This window comes from Lacisediminihabitans profunda (genome assembly GCF_008040105.1).
Lineage (GTDB): Bacteria > Actinomycetota > Actinomycetes > Actinomycetales > Microbacteriaceae > Lacisediminihabitans > Lacisediminihabitans profunda.
The window spans coordinates 312,759-327,706 of the sequence record NZ_VRMG01000009.1 but is presented as its reverse complement, the minus strand read 5'-3'; the positions used below and the strand labels follow the sequence as shown (position 1 = coordinate 327,706).

General features: G+C 66.7%; 14 protein-coding genes. 9 read left to right on the top strand and 5 right to left on the bottom strand.

Annotated features, from left to right (window positions below; genetic code table 11):
• Window positions 1–159: 159 nt before the first annotated feature.
• On the top strand, window positions 160–1,779 hold the full coding sequence (gene pgm, locus FVP33_RS14900; RefSeq protein ID WP_147784467.1) for a phosphoglucomutase (alpha-D-glucose-1,6-bisphosphate-dependent): 1,620 nt from the start codon (window positions 160–162) through the stop codon (window positions 1,777–1,779).
• A gap of 51 nt (window positions 1,780–1,830) precedes the next feature.
• On the opposite strand, the gene FVP33_RS14895 is transcribed toward pgm, so the two are convergent.
• On the bottom strand, window positions 1,831–2,601 hold the full coding sequence (locus tag FVP33_RS14895; RefSeq protein WP_147784466.1) for a D-alanyl-D-alanine carboxypeptidase family protein: 771 nt from the start codon (window positions 2,599–2,601) through the stop codon (window positions 1,831–1,833).
• Window positions 2,602–2,806: 205 nt separating this feature from the next.
• Here FVP33_RS14895 and FVP33_RS14890 point away from each other — a divergent pair, with 205 nt between their 5' ends.
• From FVP33_RS14890 to FVP33_RS14865, 6 genes are all read left to right on the top strand, one after another.
• The gene (locus tag FVP33_RS14890) at window positions 2,807–4,645 is read left to right on the top strand and encodes an MDR family MFS transporter (protein ID WP_147784465.1); all 1,839 of its coding nucleotides are present in this window, start codon (window positions 2,807–2,809) and stop codon (window positions 4,643–4,645) included.
• Between the two features lie 182 nt (window positions 4,646–4,827).
• A complete protein-coding gene (locus FVP33_RS14885) occupies window positions 4,828–6,105 on the top strand; it encodes an ABC transporter substrate-binding protein (protein ID WP_147784464.1) in 1,278 nt (425 codons plus the stop codon).
• A gap of 79 nt (window positions 6,106–6,184) precedes the next feature.
• The gene (locus FVP33_RS14880) at window positions 6,185–7,144 is read left to right on the top strand and encodes a carbohydrate ABC transporter permease (RefSeq protein ID WP_147784463.1); all 960 of its coding nucleotides are present in this window, start codon (window positions 6,185–6,187) and stop codon (window positions 7,142–7,144) included.
• A complete protein-coding gene (locus FVP33_RS14875) occupies window positions 7,141–8,028 on the top strand; it encodes a carbohydrate ABC transporter permease (RefSeq protein ID WP_147784462.1) in 888 nt (295 codons plus the stop codon). Before FVP33_RS14880 ends, FVP33_RS14875 begins: the two co-directional genes overlap by 4 nt.
• On the top strand, window positions 8,025–9,470 hold the full coding sequence (locus tag FVP33_RS14870; protein ID WP_246142356.1) for a GH1 family beta-glucosidase: 1,446 nt from the start codon (window positions 8,025–8,027) through the stop codon (window positions 9,468–9,470). The genes FVP33_RS14875 and FVP33_RS14870 overlap by 4 nt, the downstream gene beginning before the upstream one ends.
• 31 nt (window positions 9,471–9,501) lie before the next feature.
• Window positions 9,502–10,524, top strand: coding sequence for a LacI family DNA-binding transcriptional regulator (locus FVP33_RS14865; protein ID WP_147784461.1), 1,023 nt, complete (start codon window positions 9,502–9,504; stop codon window positions 10,522–10,524).
• Window positions 10,525–10,532: 8 nt separating this feature from the next.
• On the opposite strand, the gene FVP33_RS14860 is transcribed toward FVP33_RS14865, so the two are convergent.
• The gene (locus FVP33_RS14860; RefSeq protein ID WP_147784460.1) at window positions 10,533–11,384 is read right to left on the bottom strand and encodes a DNA-methyltransferase; all 852 of its coding nucleotides are present in this window, start codon (window positions 11,382–11,384) and stop codon (window positions 10,533–10,535) included.
• A 69-nt stretch (window positions 11,385–11,453) separates the two neighbouring features.
• Here FVP33_RS14860 and FVP33_RS14855 point away from each other — a divergent pair, with 69 nt between their 5' ends.
• A complete protein-coding gene (locus FVP33_RS14855) occupies window positions 11,454–11,741 on the top strand; it encodes a GNAT family N-acetyltransferase (protein WP_147784459.1) in 288 nt (95 codons plus the stop codon).
• Here the strand turns inward: FVP33_RS14855 and FVP33_RS14850 are convergent.
• From FVP33_RS14850 to FVP33_RS14840, 3 genes are all read right to left on the bottom strand, one after another.
• Window positions 11,738–12,034 (bottom strand): hypothetical protein, encoded by a 297-nt coding sequence (locus FVP33_RS14850; protein WP_147784458.1) that lies wholly within the window; start codon window positions 12,032–12,034, stop codon window positions 11,738–11,740. The two genes, FVP33_RS14855 and FVP33_RS14850, sit on opposite strands and share 4 nt — an antisense overlap.
• Before the next feature lie 68 nt (window positions 12,035–12,102).
• A complete protein-coding gene (gene lplAB / locus FVP33_RS14845; protein ID WP_147784457.1) occupies window positions 12,103–13,152 on the bottom strand; it encodes a lipoate-protein ligase LplAB in 1,050 nt (349 codons plus the stop codon).
• Window positions 13,153–13,557: 405 nt separating this feature from the next.
• Window positions 13,558–14,433, bottom strand: coding sequence for an alpha/beta hydrolase (locus FVP33_RS14840; protein ID WP_187270735.1), 876 nt, complete (start codon window positions 14,431–14,433; stop codon window positions 13,558–13,560).
• Between the two features lie 97 nt (window positions 14,434–14,530).
• Here FVP33_RS14840 and FVP33_RS14835 point away from each other — a divergent pair, with 97 nt between their 5' ends.
• Complete coding sequence (locus FVP33_RS14835) at window positions 14,531–14,944, top strand: MarR family winged helix-turn-helix transcriptional regulator (RefSeq protein WP_147784456.1); 414 nt, start codon at window positions 14,531–14,533, stop codon at window positions 14,942–14,944.
• The last annotated feature ends 4 nt before the right edge of the window (window positions 14,945–14,948 follow it).

Here is a 14,948-nt window from a genome sequence, read left to right as displayed (position 1 = left end):
CGACGGAGGCTGGCCGATGGAGGCTGCCCGAGGGCGGCCGAGGACAATGACGGCCCGAGGACAACGGCTGGCTCGCGGCACGGCGTAGCCGACGACGAATTGCCCGCGCGAGCAATCCGTGGCTGGTGGCCCGACACCGCCGGATGCGAGACTTGCGGCATGAACGCTCGCGCAGGACAGCCCGCCCAGGAATCCGATCTCATCGACATCAAGGCGTTGGTGCACGCCTACTACGAGCTGATACCGGACGTGACGGTACCGGAACAGCGCGTGGTTTTCGGCACGTCCGGCCACCGAGGGTCGAGCTTCGACGCCGCGTTCAACGAGACGCACATCGCCGCCATCACCCAGGCGATCGTGGAGTACCGGGCGTCCCAGGGCATCACGGGACCCCTCTTCATCGGCCGGGACACCCACGCGCTCAGCCGGCCGGCCGAGACCACGGCGCTCGAGGTGTTATCCGCCAATGGCGTGAACGCCCTCGTTGACGAGTTCGACGACTTCGTGCCCACCCCGGCGCTCAGCCACGCGATAATCGCCTACAACGCGGCCGGCCACGACGACCAGGCCGACGGGATCGTCGTCACCCCGAGCCACAACCCGCCCCGCGACGGCGGCTTCAAGTACAACCCTCCGCACGGCGGACCGGCCGACAGCGACGCCACCAACTGGATAGCCAACCGCGCGAACGAGATCATCGCCGAGGGCAGCCACGACGTCAAGCGCTCGGAGCCGACCGGGGTGGGCACCTACGACTACCGCGGCAAGTACGTGGACGACCTCGAGAACATCATCGACATCGAGGCGATCAAGAAGGCCGGGGTGCGCATCGGTGCCGACCCGCTCGGTGGCGCGAGCGTGCACTACTGGAGCGCCATCGCCGAGCGCTATGGTCTCGACCTCACCGTCGTCAACCCGACCGTCGACCCGCAGTGGGGATTCATGACCCTGGACTGGGACGGCAAGATCCGCATGGACCCTTCTTCGTCATCCGTCATGGCGAGCGTGCTGAAGCACAAGGACGACTTCGACGTGGTCACCGGCAACGATGCGGACGCCGACAGGCACGGCATCGTCACCCCCGACGGCGGCCTGATGAACCCCAATCACTACCTCGCCGTGGCCGTGCAGTATCTGTACGGTCACCGCCCAGGCTGGAAGCCGGATGCCGCGGTGGGCAAGACCCTTGTCTCGAGCACCATGATCGACCGGGTGGCCAGCTCGCTCGGCCGCCGCCTCTGGGAGGTGCCGGTGGGCTTCAAGTGGTTCGTGCCCGGGCTCGTGGACGGCTCGGTCGCGTTCGGCGGCGAGGAGTCGGCGGGGGCGAGCTTCCTGCGCAAGGACGGCACCGTCTGGACCACCGACAAGGACGGCATCCTGCTCGCCCTGCTCGCCAGCGAAATCATCGCCGTGACCGGCAAGTCGCCGAGCGAGCTCTACACCGAACTCACCGAGAAGTACGGCTCCCCGGTCTACGAGCGGGTGGATGCCGTGGCCACGAAGGCGCAGAAGGCCGCGCTCGGCAAGCTGAACGGCTCTGCGATCACGGCCGACAGCCTCGCCGGCGAGCCGATCGTCGCCAAGCTCAGCGAGGCGCCTGGCAACGGCGCCGCCGTCGGTGGCGTGAAGGTGGTCACCGAGCACGCCTGGTTCGCGGCCCGCCCGAGCGGCACCGAGGACGTGTACAAGATCTACGCCGAGTCGTTCCTCGGGGCGGAGCACCTCAAGCGCGTGCAGGCCGAGGCGAAGACCATCGTGGATGCCGCCCTCGGCTCCTGATCCCTGGCGGCCGCGGGAGCCGTCGCGGCGGGAGAGTGGTGAGCCGACCGCTCAGGACGAGTAGTCGGGCGCCGGCGGCAGGCCGAAGAACTCCTCCAGGGTCGTGACTCCGGTGGCGTGCATCTCGGTGGCCAGCGGCAACCCGATGTAGCGGAAGTGCCAGGGCTCGTACATGTAGCCGGTGATCGCGGTCTTGTCCGCCGGGTATCTCAGCAGGAAGCCGAACCGGTATGCGTTGGCGGCGAGCCACCGCCCCTGGGGGGTCTGCCCGAAGCAGGCGGCGAGCGCGCAGGTCAACGGAAGGGCACTGATGTCTGCCGCGAGGCCGGTCTGGTGCTCGCTGTGTCCGGGCCTGGCGCTCTGCGCATCCGCACCGTCTTCGCCCGAGCGTGAGACGTAACCGTTGTAGACGTTCACCTGCACGCCGTACGAGCGGCTCGCACTCTGGAGCTGCATTCCCCCCGCCCCTTCCGCCTTCGCGGCGGCGAACATGGCCGCCATCGCGCTCGCGGCCTCCGAACGAAGGTGGGGAGGGTTGAGGTGCGGCACCGGCGTGGCGATCAGGTCGGCCGGCACGTAGCTGGACGGCTGGAGCGCGCGGAGCTTGTTCACCACCACCCAGATGCTCGCAGGATCGTCGATCGGCAGGGCGGTCTTGTCGAAACCGGTGGGTGAGGGGGATGCGGTGGGCGCCTGAGGGGCCGCTGGGGTCGCGCTCGACGAGCGGGTCGGGGCCGTCTCCGGCGCGCATCCCACCAGCCCGAGCGCGGTAGCGACGACCACCACGCAGACGAAGGCGGGGCTTCTGCTGCGCGAGGACATGCTGCCGATTTTAGCCCCGCGGCAACTTGCGAAAATGCTTGCCGCAGGTGTAAGTTTGCACTCTACGCAAAGTTTCTTGGCCACTGGTGGATGCGTTCCGCTGTGGCCACTGTCCGTTAATCCCCAACTCCATCCAGAACGAGGATCCATGTCACGCGCCGAAACTTCAAGCCGGGCCCAAGCGGTCCACGACTCTGGTGGGATTATGACTCACCGCCAGATTCTCTTCGTGCTCTACGGCCTCATGGCCGGAATGTTCCTCTCCGCCCTCGACCAGACCGTCGTCGGCACGTCGATCCGAACCATCGCGGATGACCTGAACGGGCTGAGCCAGCAGGCCTGGGTCACCACCGCCTACCTGATCGTGTCGACCATCGCGACGCCGATCTACGGCAAGCTCTCCGACATCTTCGGTCGCCGGCCGTTGTTCATCGTCGCGATCTCGATCTTCATCGTGGGCTCGATCGCCTCCGGGTTCTCGACCTCGATCCTCGAGCTCGCCGGGTTCCGCGCCATCCAGGGGATCGGAGCCGGAGGCCTCATGGCCCTCCCCCTCGCGATCATGGGTGACATGCTCGCCCCGCGGGAGCGCGCCAAGTACCAGGGGTACTTCCTCGCGGTATTCGGCATTTCGAGCGTCATCGGTCCGCTCATCGGCGGCCTCTTCGCCGGTGCGCCGTTCATCCTCTTCATCGACGGCTGGCGTTGGGTCTTCCTGATCAACATCCCGATCGGCATCATCGCCCTCGGCATGGTGCTGCGGTTCCTGCACCTGCCGAAGCGGAGCGTCAATCGCAGCGTGCGCATCGACTGGTGGGGCGCCACGACGGTCATCATCGCCGTCGCGCCGTTGCTGCTCGTCGCCGAGCAGGGGCGCGACTGGGGCTGGGGTTCGACCGGAGCGATCGCCTGCTACATCGTCGGCGGGCTCGGCATCATCGCCTTCATCGTCTCCGAGAAGCTCATGGGGGACGACGCGCTCATCCCGCTCAAGCTCTTCACGTCGCCCACCTTCTCGGTTGCCACCATCCTCGGCGTGCTCGTCGGATTCGGCATGTTCGGTGCGATCTCGACCGTTCCGTTGTACCTGCAGCTCGTGAAGGGCTCGACCCCCACCGAGAGCGGCTTCCAGCTGCTGCCGATGATCCTCGGTCTCATGATCTCCTCGATCGTCAGCGGCCAGCTCATCTCGCGCACCGGACGCTACAAGATCTTCCCGATCGTGGGCACCGGATTCATGGTGATCGGCTTCCTGCTGTTCACCACGATCAGGGCGGACACCAACTACTGGGTGCTCGCCGGCGCGATGCTGCTCGTTGGCCTCGGCCTGGGCCAGCTCATGCAGACCCTCACCATCGCCAGCCAGAACTCGGTCGGACCACGCGACATCGGGGTGGCCACGTCATCGTCGACCTTCTTCCGCCAGGTCGGTGGCACCCTCGGTGTCGCCGTGGTCTTCTCGGTGGTGTTCAGCGTCGTGGGTGGCTACATCAAGGCCTCGTTCAGCAATAAGGGCACGCTTCGCGCGGCGCTCGATGCCGCACTCAACCCGGCCGTTGCCGGTGCGCCCAACAACAAGGGCATCATGTCCAAGATCTACAACGCGATCGTGGATCCGATCAAGCACAATCTGCCCCCGCAGGTGGACCTCTCGAATGCAGCGGCACGTCATCAGGTCGTGGACGGCGTGATCGCCAAGTTCACGCCGGGTGCCGGCGAAAGCAGCAGCGCGTCGACGTCTCTGGACGGCAACACCTCGTTCCTCACTCACGCCGATCACGCCCTCGCCGCGCCGTTCCTCAACGGGTTCTCGGATGCCATGGTGCGCGGATTCTGGGTGAGCCTGATCGTGGTGCTCGTGGCCTTCATCCTGAGCTTCTTCCTCAAGGCCACGCCGCTTCGCCAGAAGTCGGCAATCCAGGAGGTCGCCGACCAGGACGCGGCGATCCTCGCCGTGCAGGCCGCCGAGATGATGGGCGCACCGCTCGAGCCCGACACGGCGACGAGTGGCGGTCGCCGGGAACCGGCGCCGTCCGGCTCGTAGCGTTCGACCAATTTGGGGCGGCTCACCAGCGGTTTTGGTGAGCCGCCCCTTTTCGTGTTGACAGCGGTCGAAGTCTCTGGGTATGGTTGGCCGCATTGCGTGGGAGCGCTCCCACAACCCGATTTGGGAGCGCTCCCACGCACCCCACACCCACGCACACACACGCACACAAAGGAGTGACCGTGAAGTTTTCACGACGCACCACAGCCGCAGCAGCCATCGCCGGCGCCGCAGCTTTCGCCATCATCGCCACCGGATGCTCGGCCTCAACAGCCCCGGCCGCCGACTCGAGCAAGCCGATCACCCTCACCCTGGCAACCTTCAACAACTTCGGCTATTCGGACGCGTTGCTGGCCAGCTACCACAAGCTGCACCCCAACATCACGGTGGTCCAGAACAAGGCCGCCACGTCGGACGCCGCGCAGACCAACATGTTCACCAAGCTCGCCGCCGGCTCCGGCCTCGGCGACATCGAGGCGGTGGACGGCGACTGGATGCCCAAGCTTCGCCAATACTCGAGCAAGTTCGTCGACCTCGCGAGCGCCGACAACAAGGGCCGCTACTCCGCCTGGAAGACGGCCGGCGGAACCGCGGCCGGCAAGGTCATCGGGCTCGGGACCGACATCGGTCCCGAGGCGATCTGCTATCGCTCAGACCTCCTCGCCAAGGCCGGCCTGCCGACCGCTCCGGCCGACGTCGCCAAGCTCCTCACCGGCGACTGGGACAACTACTTCGCCGTCGGCGACAAGTTCACCGCGGCGAAGACGGGCGCTGCCTGGTTCGACTCCGCGGGCGCGACCTTCCAGGGTCTCGCCAACCAGTACAAGAACTTCTACGAGAAGAACGATGGAACCGTCATCGCCACGAGCAACCCGGATGTGAAGAAGGCCTTCTACTCCGTGTTGACTGCCAGCAAGACGTCGTCGTCGCACCTGGCGGAGTGGACGAACGACTGGGCGTCGGGAATGGCCAATGGCGCCTACGCGACCATGCTCTGCCCGGCCTGGATGCTTGGCGTCATCGCCGGCGACTCGCCGAAGGTCACCGGCTGGAACATCGCGAGCGTCTTTCCCAACGGTGGTGGCAACTGGGGTGGGTCGTACCTGACCGTCCCCGCCCAGGGAAAGCACACCGCCGAGGCCAAGGCCTTCGCGGACTGGCTGACCGCTCCTGCGCAGCAGATTTCGGCGTTCAAGACCGCCGGAACCTTCCCGAGCCAGGTCGCGGCCTACACGGACCCGACCCTGACGGGCGCAACCAACGAGTTCTTCAACAACGCCGCAATCGGCCAGATCTTCATCGACCGCGCCAAGGCCGTGAAGGTGACTCCCTTCAAGGGAGTCAAGTACTCCGCGGTCATGACCGCGGTGCAGAACGGTCTGACCCGGGTCGAATCCGGATCGCAGTCCATCGATGACTCGTGGACCCAGGTGGTCTCCGACATCAAGGCGCTGGGCTAGCCCCACCGGTGAGGCCGTGCCCGTCCGCCGGGCACGGCCTCACCCCCGGATGCATCGCCCCCAACCCCCGGAGTGCTCCATGACCACCACAACTCTTCGTCGCGTCGACCGCTCGCCTCGCCGCATCGCCTTCAGCCAGACCCTGGGTCGCTGGGACATCAAGTTCTCGCCGTACCTCTATATCTCGCCGTTCTTCCTGCTGTTCGCGGTGGTCGGGCTCTTCCCTCTGCTCTACACCGGCTGGGTCTCCCTTCACGCCTGGGACCTCATCGGCGGGCAGGGCGACTTCGTCGGCCTCGACAACTTCGCCTTCGTGCTGTCGCAGGCCACCTTCTGGAAGGCGCTCGGCAACACCTTCAGCATCTTCCTGCTCTCGGCGGTGCCCCAGATCGCCGTCGCGATAGTCATCGCCGCGGTGTTGGACCAAAACCTCCGCGGCAAGACCTTCTGGCGCATGGGGGTGCTGATTCCGTACATCATCATGCCGGTGGCGGTGGCCCTCATCTTCAGCAACCTGTATGGCGATCGCTACGGACTCGTCAACACGCTTCTCGGGCACATCGGAGTGCCCGCGATCCAGTGGCACTCGAACCCCCTGGCCAGCCAACTCGCGATTGCGACGATGGTGAACTTCCGCTGGACCGGGTACAACGCCCTCATCCTGCTCGCCGGAATGCAGGCGATCTCGCGGGACTACTACGAGGCCGCCGAGATCGACGGGGCGGGCCCGGTGCGCCGCTTCTTCTCCATCACCGTGCCGCAGTTGAGGCCGACGCTCATCTTCGTGATCATCACCGCCACCATCGGCGGTCTCCAGATCTTCGATGAGCCCAAGCTGTTCGACCAGACCGGCACCGGCGGCGCCAACGGTCAATGGCTCACCCTCACGCTGTACCTCTACAACCTCGGCTGGACCCAACTCAACTTCGGCCGCGCCTCGGCCGTCGCCTGGCTGCTGTTCCTCGTCATCGTCATCATCGGTCTCGTGAACTTGGCGATCACCCGCCTGATCGCCAGCAACGAAGGAGTTCGCCCATGAGCGCGCTGAACCCACGACTGCCGTCGTCTGCGGTGCCGAGGCGGCGCAAGCGGTCAATTCCGCGCAGAGGCCCGGGCCTTGTCGCCTACGGCTTCCTCGCCGCCGTGATCCTCGGGTCGGTGTTCCCCCTCTATTGGTCGCTGCTGATCGGAAGCGGCGACTCCAGCACGATCAACGATCCCGCCATGTCCTGGATCCCGGGGGGCAACTTCTTCGCGAACGCGGCATCGGTGATCAACAACGAGAGCGTGAACTTCTGGAAGCCGGTCACGAACAGCATCATCGTCTCGACGGTCGTCTCGGCCTCGGTGGTGTTCTTTTCCACGCTCGCGGGGTACGCGTTCGCCAAGCTCCGGTTCCGGGGCAAGCGCGGACTGCTCACCTTCGTGATCGCGACCATGGCGGTGCCGACCCAGCTCGGCGTCGTCCCCCTGTTCATCGCGATGTCCGCTTTCGGGTGGACCGGCACGCTCGGCGCCGTGATTGTGCCCGCGCTCGTCACGGCCTTCGGCGTCTTTTGGATGACCCAGTACCTGAGCCAGTCGCTTCCCGACGAGCTCATCGAAGCCGCCCGCATGGACGGGGCGAGCATGTTCCGCTCGTTCTGGAGCGTCGGCCTGCCCGCCGCGCGTCCCGCCGCCGCGATGCTCGCCCTGTTCACCTTTATCACGACCTGGACGAACTTCTTCTGGCCGTTCATCGTGTTGAACGCCTCGAATCCCACCCTCCCCGTTTCGTTGGCTACACTGCAGGCGAACTACTTCGTGAACTACTCGATCGTGCTTGCCGGGGTGCTGCTCGCCACGATCCCGCTGATCGCTCTGTTCGCTGTGGCGGGCCGTCAGCTCGTGGCCGGAATCATGCAGGGAGCAGTAAAGGGATGACCGACATGACACTGCGCGAGATCCGGCCGACGCCGGACGGCTCCCGTCGAGCGTTCCCCCAGGACTTCCTCTTCGGGGTGGCCACCGCGGCGTACCAGATCGAGGGCGCCGCTCACGAGGACGGCCGCACCGACTCGATCTGGGACGCATTCTGCCGCGTTCCGGGTGCCGTCGTGGGCGGCGACAACGGCGAGGTGGCCTGCGACCACTACCACCGGTACACGGATGACGTGGCGCTCATGGCGGACCTCGGGCTGCAGACCTACCGCTTCTCCACCAGCTGGTCCCGGGTGCGCCCGGGCGGCCGCGACGTGAACAAGCAGGGTCTCGCCTTCTACTCGAGGCTCGTGGACGAGCTGCTCGAGAAGAACATCAAGCCCTGGCTCACGCTCTACCACTGGGACCTGCCCCAGACCCTCGAGGAGAAGGGCGGCTGGGCCAACCGCGACACCGCGTTCCGGTTCGCCGAGTACGCCGCCACCGTGCACGACGTGCTCGGCGACCGGGTGACCGCGTGGACCACCCTCAACGAGCCCTGGTGCGCGGCCTTCCTCGGCTACATCGGCGGGGAGCACGCCCCCGGTCGCCAGGAGGTTCCCGCGGGCCTGGCCGCCGGACACCACCTGCTGCTGGGTCATGGCCTCGTCGTGAACGAGCTTCGATCGCGCGACTCGTCCCTCGAACTCGGCATCACCCTCAACCTCACCGTGGCCGACCCGGTCGATCCAAACGAGCCGGGGGATGTCGACGCCGCGCGGCGCATCGACGGGCAGTTCAACCGCTTCTTTCTCGACCCCATCTTCCGCGGCGAATACCCCGAAGACGTGCTGGCGGATGTCGCGGGCAACGACTTCGAGACAGTGGTGCAGCCGGGCGACCTGGCCATCATCTCCGCGCCGATCGACGTTCTCGGCGTCAACTACTACCACGGCGACTTCGTGAGCTCGCGGCCCGGCACCGCCGAGGCCACCACCGCCGCTCCCTCCGAGCGCCCGAAGCGTTCGCCGTTCCCCGCGGCCGACGACGTGTTCTGGCATCCGCGCGGGCTCCCGCTCACCGCCATGGAGTGGGAGGTGCAGCCCGAGGGGCTCACCAGGCTCCTGCGGCGCGTGCACGACGAGTACACCGGGGCGGCCGGCGTCGAGCTCTACGTCACGGAGAACGGCGCGGCCTACAACGACGTCGTCGAGCCCGACGGCTCGGTGCACGATGCCGACCGGCTCCAGTTCCTTCGACTGCACCTCGGCGCGATCCTCGACGCGATAGAGGACGGAGTCGAGGTGAAGGGCTACTTCTACTGGTCGCTCCTGGACAACTTCGAGTGGGCCTGGGGCTACGACAAGCGATTCGGCATCGTGCGCGTCGACTATGACAGCCAATTGCGCACCCCTAAGGACAGCGCGATCGGGTATCGAGACATCATCGGGACGAGAGCGCTGTAGGTCGGGGATCACTGGCTAGACTTCGTTTCAAATGACTACCGTGCCGCCACCCCGCCGTGTCGCGCCGACCCTGGAAGCGGTTGCAGCCGAGGCGGGCGTGTCGCGGTCCACGGTCTCGCGGGTGGTGAACGGGTCGAACCAGGTGAGCCCGGATGTCGAGGCGGCCGTGCACGCGGCGATCGAGCGGCTGCACTACATCCCGAACCGCGCCGCTCGCTCCCTCGCCAACAACCAGACCATGGCGATCGCGCTGGTGATTCCCGAGGACACCACACGGTTCTTCGGTGACCCGTACTTCGCCGCGATCGTGCAGGGCATCACCCGGGGTCTCGACGAGAGCGACTATGTACTCACCCTGCAGGTGGCGCAGTCGCACCCGCGCGAGAAGACGATGCGGTACCTGGCCGGCGGCAATGTGGACGGCGCCTTCGTCGTCTCGCACCACTCGGGTGACCTGTTTCCGGGCAGCCTGGCGTCCTCGATGCCGGTGGTCTACGGCGGGCGACCGCTGCGTCCCGACGACCCGCCGGCCTACTTCGTGGACGTGGACAACGTGGCCGCCGCGGAGCGCGGCACGCAATACCTCATCAACAAGGGGCGCACCAGGATCGCGACGGTCGCCGGGCCGCCGGACATGCCGGCCGGCCTCGACCGCGCGGCGGGCTGGTCGGCGGCGATGGCCGCGGCCGGCCTGTCGACGGAACGGATCGCGTACGGAGACTTCTCCCTCGCGAGCGGCGCCAGAGCCATGCGCGAACTGCTCGATCGCTTTCCCGACCTCGATTCCGTGTTCGTGGCGAGCGATCTCATGGCGACGGGCGCCATCCAGGTTCTCCTGGAGCGTGGCCTGAGCGTGCCTGGGGATGTCGCCGTGATGGGGTTCGACGACTCGCCGGCGGCGACCAGCGGCACCATCCAGCTCACGACGGTGCACCAACCATCCGAGGCGGTCGGGGCCGAGATGGCCCGGATGATGCTCGCGCTCTTGCGTGGCGAACCCGTGGAGCACCGACGCATCATGGAGACCCACATCGTGGAGCGGGACTCGGCCTGAGCGACGGCCTAGGAGAACTTGACTCCAGCCCTGGCCAGCCGGGCGCCGATCACCGCTATCGACTCCTCGCGCTGGTCGACCAGCACGAAGCGACGGCCGAGGGCGGCTGCGACCGCACCCGTCGTGCCGGAACCGGCGAAGAAGTCGAGAACCCAGTCGCCCTCGCGACTGGAGGCCTGCACGATGCGGCGCAGGATCCCCTCCGGCTTCTGCGTGGGGTATCCGGTCTTCTCCCGGCCGGTCGGGGAGACGATCGTGTGCCACCAGACATCCGTCGGAAGCTTGCCGCGGGCCACCTGCTCGGCGGTCACGAGGCCCGGCGCCATGTACGGCTCGCGGTCGACCGCGGTGGAGTCGAAGTGGTACGCCTGCGGGTTCTTCACATAGACGAGGATCGTGTCGTGCTTGGTCGGCCACTTGGACTTGGATTTCGCCCCGTAGTCGTACGCCCAGATGATCTCGTTGAGAAAGCACTCCCGCCCGAAAAGCGCGTCGAGCAGCACCTTGGCATAGTGCGCCTCGCGAAAGTCCAGGTGCAGGTACAGCGTGCCGTCATCGGCGAGCAGGCGCCACGCCTCGGCAAGCCGCGGCTCGAGGAATAGCCAGTAGTCCTCGAAGCTGTCGTCATAGCTCATCAGGTCTCCCCGGATGCGCTCGTACTGCTGGCCCTTGAAGCCCCGGATGGGGCCATCCGCCGACCGCACACTCGTCGTCGACTGCCTGGCCTGGCTGCGGCCGGTGTTGAACGGCGGATCGAGGTAGATGAGGGTGAAGGCACCATCGGGCAGCCCGGCCGCAACCTCCAGGTTGTCTCCCAGGATCACCCGATTCGGGGAATCGGCGGTGAAGAGCGGGGGCATTCCCTCATTCTCCCATCGCGGCCGCCCGTCACGTTGCGTCGGCGAGCGCGCCAAACGTAGGCTCGATGGATGTCCACAGAAGTGCTGCATCTCCCGGGCCAGAATCGTTACGTCTTCAAGAAGGACGGCGAACAGGTCGGCCTCACCGACTACACGTTGCGCGGGAATTCGATCCACATCACCCACACGGAGATCGACCCGCACCTCCGGGGCAGCGGACTCGGGGCGGAGATGGTGCAGTCGGTGTTCGACGCCATCCGCACCGACACGAGCTACCGCGTGGTGGCTGAATGCCCGTTCGTGGTGGACTGGCTGGGGAAGCACCCGGAATACCAGGAGCTGGAGCTGCGCGGCTAGCTTCGACGGGATCCGCGGTTCAGGTCGATCTTGACCTGGCCGTTGTAGATGCCCCGATCCGGATCGCCGGCCACCGGCGCCGGCGCGGGAAGAATCGTCTGACGATCCAGTTCCATCGCCGCCTCGTGCCGCGCAGGAGCGAAGACCTCGTCTCCGATGCCGATGAGCCCGGCCCCGGTGCCCGAACTCTTGGGCTTGTCATGCCCGCTGAGGTCGATGAGACCGAAGCGCTGCGCGAGGTAACCGAGGACGACGACGCCGAGCACCACGGCACCGAAAATCCACCAGTTCATGCCTCAAGCGTAAACGACACTTCGACGATTCACGGATGGCGTGGAATCTCCCCCGCCGTTCCGTTCGGCTAGGGAACGCGCTGCAGCCACTCCTCGGTACCGAACTTGTCCACGACGAGTTGCTGGGCGCGGGCGAGTTCGTCCATCGTGACGTCGCTCGCGGTCGCCCCGTACATGCCAGTGAAGGTCTCCTCCATGCGCTGGATGATCGCGGCGCGACTGAGCCCGGTCTGGCTCCGCAACGGGTCGACGCGCTTGTTCGCGCTCTTCGTCCCCTTGTCACTCATCTTCTCGCGCCCGATCCGCAACACCTCGACCATGCGGTCGCCGTCCATGTCGTAGCTCATCGTCACGTGGTGCAGCACGGCACCCGTGCCGAGCCGCTTCTGGGCGGCCCCGCCGATCTTGCCGGTGGGGCTCGTGATGTCGTTGAGCGGCTGGTAAGACGCGTCGATGCCGAGCGACTTGAGCGCGGTGATCACCCATTCGTCGAGGAAGGCGTACGAATCGGCGAAGGTCATCCCCTGCACGAGTTCGATCGGCGCGTAGATCGAATAGGTGATCACGGAGCCTGCCTCCATGAACATGGCCCCGCCGCCGCTCACCCGGCGCACCACCTGGAATCCATACTTCGCCGCGTTCTTGAGGTCGACCTCGTTCTTCACCGACTGGAAGCTGCCGATCACCACGCCGGGTTCATTCCACTCCCAGATGCGCAGCGTCGGTTGGCGACGGCCGGAGCCGACCTCCTCCGAAAGCACCTGGTCGAGCGCCATCTGAAGCACCGGCGGATAGGCCTCCCCGTGGATGAGCTGCCAGTCGTAGTCGGTCCAACTGGTAGCGCGAGCGAGCGAACGGCGCACAGCCACAGCCACCGATTCCGGCGCGAAGCCGAGCAGGATCGCATCCTCCGGCAGTGCGCGTCGCACCGCTGTCGCGATCGTGGCCGCATCGCTGTCTTCCGGCAGACCGTTCACGGCCCTGTCGATGCGGCCGAGTGCGCTGTCCGGTTCGAGGAAGAAGTCGCCGGACAGGTGGAAGTTGGCAATCAGACCGTCGACGACGTCGAGGTCGACCACCACCAGCTTGCCGCCAGGAACCTTGAACTCGCCGTGCATGAGTGTGCCTTTCGAATCGACCGCCCGCTTGCCTGCTCCAGCCTAAGCCTCGCGCGCCCGCGCTCGCCCGCGCACCCTCCCGGCCGCGCGGCCGCCCTCCCGCGCTCCCGGCCGGCCGCCCTCACGTTTCTCCGGAGCATCCGCGCATCCAGGCCCCAAATCAGACCCACATCGGTCGAAACGGGCCGGATGACGCAAAACCTCCGGAGAAACGCGCGGCGCCAGAAACGCGGCGCCAGAAACGCGGCGCCAGAAACACGCGGAACTAGAACGCGCGGCGCCAGAAACACGCGGAACTAGAACGCGCGGCGCCAAAAACACGCGGAACTAGAACGCGGCACGGGAGACGCGCGGCACGAGAAACGCGCGGCACGAGAAGCCGCCGGGCGGCGGGAGCTTCGACGGTCAGCTGGCGGGGGCGAGGCGGGAGAGCAGCCAGGCGATTGTGTCCGCGTAGACCTCTTCGCGATTGATCTCGTTGAAGATCTCATGCCGGGCATCGGCGTAGACGATGAGCTCCACGTCGCTGAGCTGAGCGCGGCTGAGGTACGCCCGGGCGAGCTTCTCGACGCTGCGCTCCCCGCCGAGCGTGTCCTCGCTGCCGATCTGGATCAGCACCGGGATGTCCCTGGCGAGGTTCCTGGCCGGGCGGCCGAGCAGCCGCAGGCTGTCCGCGAGCCCGAAGAGTTTCATCCCGTTGGCCTTGAAGGTGAGCGGATCGTCGAGGAACGCCTGTCCGACGCTGTCGTCGCGGCTGAGCCACTCGTAGCCGGTGCTGCCGAGGTGGGCGTGCTTCTTCGCGAGGTCGCCACCGTTCATGTGGATGAGCGTGCGGTACGCGGTGCCGGTGAGCACGAGGGCGTCGTAGTCCTCGGCGTGCTTGTTGACGATCGACTGAGCGATGAGCGAGCCCCAGCTGTGCCCGAGGAGGGCGAGCGGGACTCCCGGATTCTCCTCCCGGATGATCTGGCTGAGCTGCCGCACCTCCGCGATCGTGGAGCGGATGCCGCCGGGGCCGAGATCGCCGAGTTTCGATCGGTCGCCGCCCCACTGGTCGAGCCCGGTCTGACCGTGTCCGCGGTGGTCGTCGGCGTAGACGGTGAAGCCGGCGGTGACCAGCTTCTGCGCGAGCTCCTCATAACGCCCCGCATACTCACCGAGGCCGTGCGCGATCTGCACGATTCCGCGCGGCTTGCCGACCTTCCACTGGTAGAAGTGGATCGTCACGCCGTCCGCATCGACGAACGTGCGCTCCTGGCGTGCGGCGATGAACTGGATCATCCGGCCTCCTCCGCTCGCGAATTCGTGCCCCCAGTGTATTGCGCCGCGGTCACCCCGCATTTTCATTAGCAAGGCTAATTTGCTACGCTAAGTAATTGTGCCGCACGACGATCAGGAGATCCGCCTCTCCATCCAACGTCTCGCCCGTCGCATCCGCTCCATGCAGGCCGACGAAGACGTGACGGAGGGCCAGCGCAGCGTGCTCTTCGCCCTGGACAACAAGGGCTCGCAGACCCTCGGCTCCCTGAGCGAACACGAGCACGTGACGCCGCCGAGCATGAACCGCACGGTCAACGCCCTCGTTGCGGCGGGCCTCGTCACCCGGGTCACCGCCGAGGACGACGCCCGCAAGGTCACGCTCGACCTCTCGGAGGCCGGCCGCGCCTTCATCGACGAGACCCGTCGGCGGCGGGACGCCTGGTTCACCAAGCGGCTCGCGCTGCTCACCCCCGAGCACCGCCGCCTGCTCGACGAGGTCGCGCCGATCCTCAGGGAGCTCGCCGACCAGTGAGTGC

Excerpts from the sequence above, each read along its gene's own strand:
- pgm (WP_147784467.1), top strand. The coding sequence starts at position 160 with ATGAACGCTCGCGCAGGACAGCCCGCCCAGGAATCCGATCTCATCGAC.
- FVP33_RS14895 (WP_147784466.1), bottom strand. The coding sequence starts at position 2,601 with ATGTCCTCGCGCAGCAGAAGCCCCGCCTTCGTCTGCGTGGTGGTCGTC.
- FVP33_RS14890 (WP_147784465.1), top strand. The coding sequence starts at position 2,807 with ATGACTCACCGCCAGATTCTCTTCGTGCTCTACGGCCTCATGGCCGGA.
- FVP33_RS14880 (WP_147784463.1), top strand. The coding sequence starts at position 6,185 with ATGACCACCACAACTCTTCGTCGCGTCGACCGCTCGCCTCGCCGCATC.
- FVP33_RS14875 (WP_147784462.1), top strand. The coding sequence starts at position 7,141 with ATGAGCGCGCTGAACCCACGACTGCCGTCGTCTGCGGTGCCGAGGCGG.
- FVP33_RS14870 (WP_246142356.1), top strand. The coding sequence starts at position 8,025 with ATGACCGACATGACACTGCGCGAGATCCGGCCGACGCCGGACGGCTCC.
- FVP33_RS14865 (WP_147784461.1), top strand. The coding sequence starts at position 9,502 with ATGACTACCGTGCCGCCACCCCGCCGTGTCGCGCCGACCCTGGAAGCG.
- FVP33_RS14860 (WP_147784460.1), bottom strand. The coding sequence starts at position 11,384 with ATGCCCCCGCTCTTCACCGCCGATTCCCCGAATCGGGTGATCCTGGGA.
- FVP33_RS14855 (WP_147784459.1), top strand. The coding sequence starts at position 11,454 with ATGTCCACAGAAGTGCTGCATCTCCCGGGCCAGAATCGTTACGTCTTC.
- FVP33_RS14850 (WP_147784458.1), bottom strand. The coding sequence starts at position 12,034 with ATGAACTGGTGGATTTTCGGTGCCGTGGTGCTCGGCGTCGTCGTCCTC.
- lplAB (WP_147784457.1), bottom strand. The coding sequence starts at position 13,152 with ATGCACGGCGAGTTCAAGGTTCCTGGCGGCAAGCTGGTGGTGGTCGAC.
- FVP33_RS14840 (WP_187270735.1), bottom strand. The coding sequence starts at position 14,433 with ATGATCCAGTTCATCGCCGCACGCCAGGAGCGCACGTTCGTCGATGCG.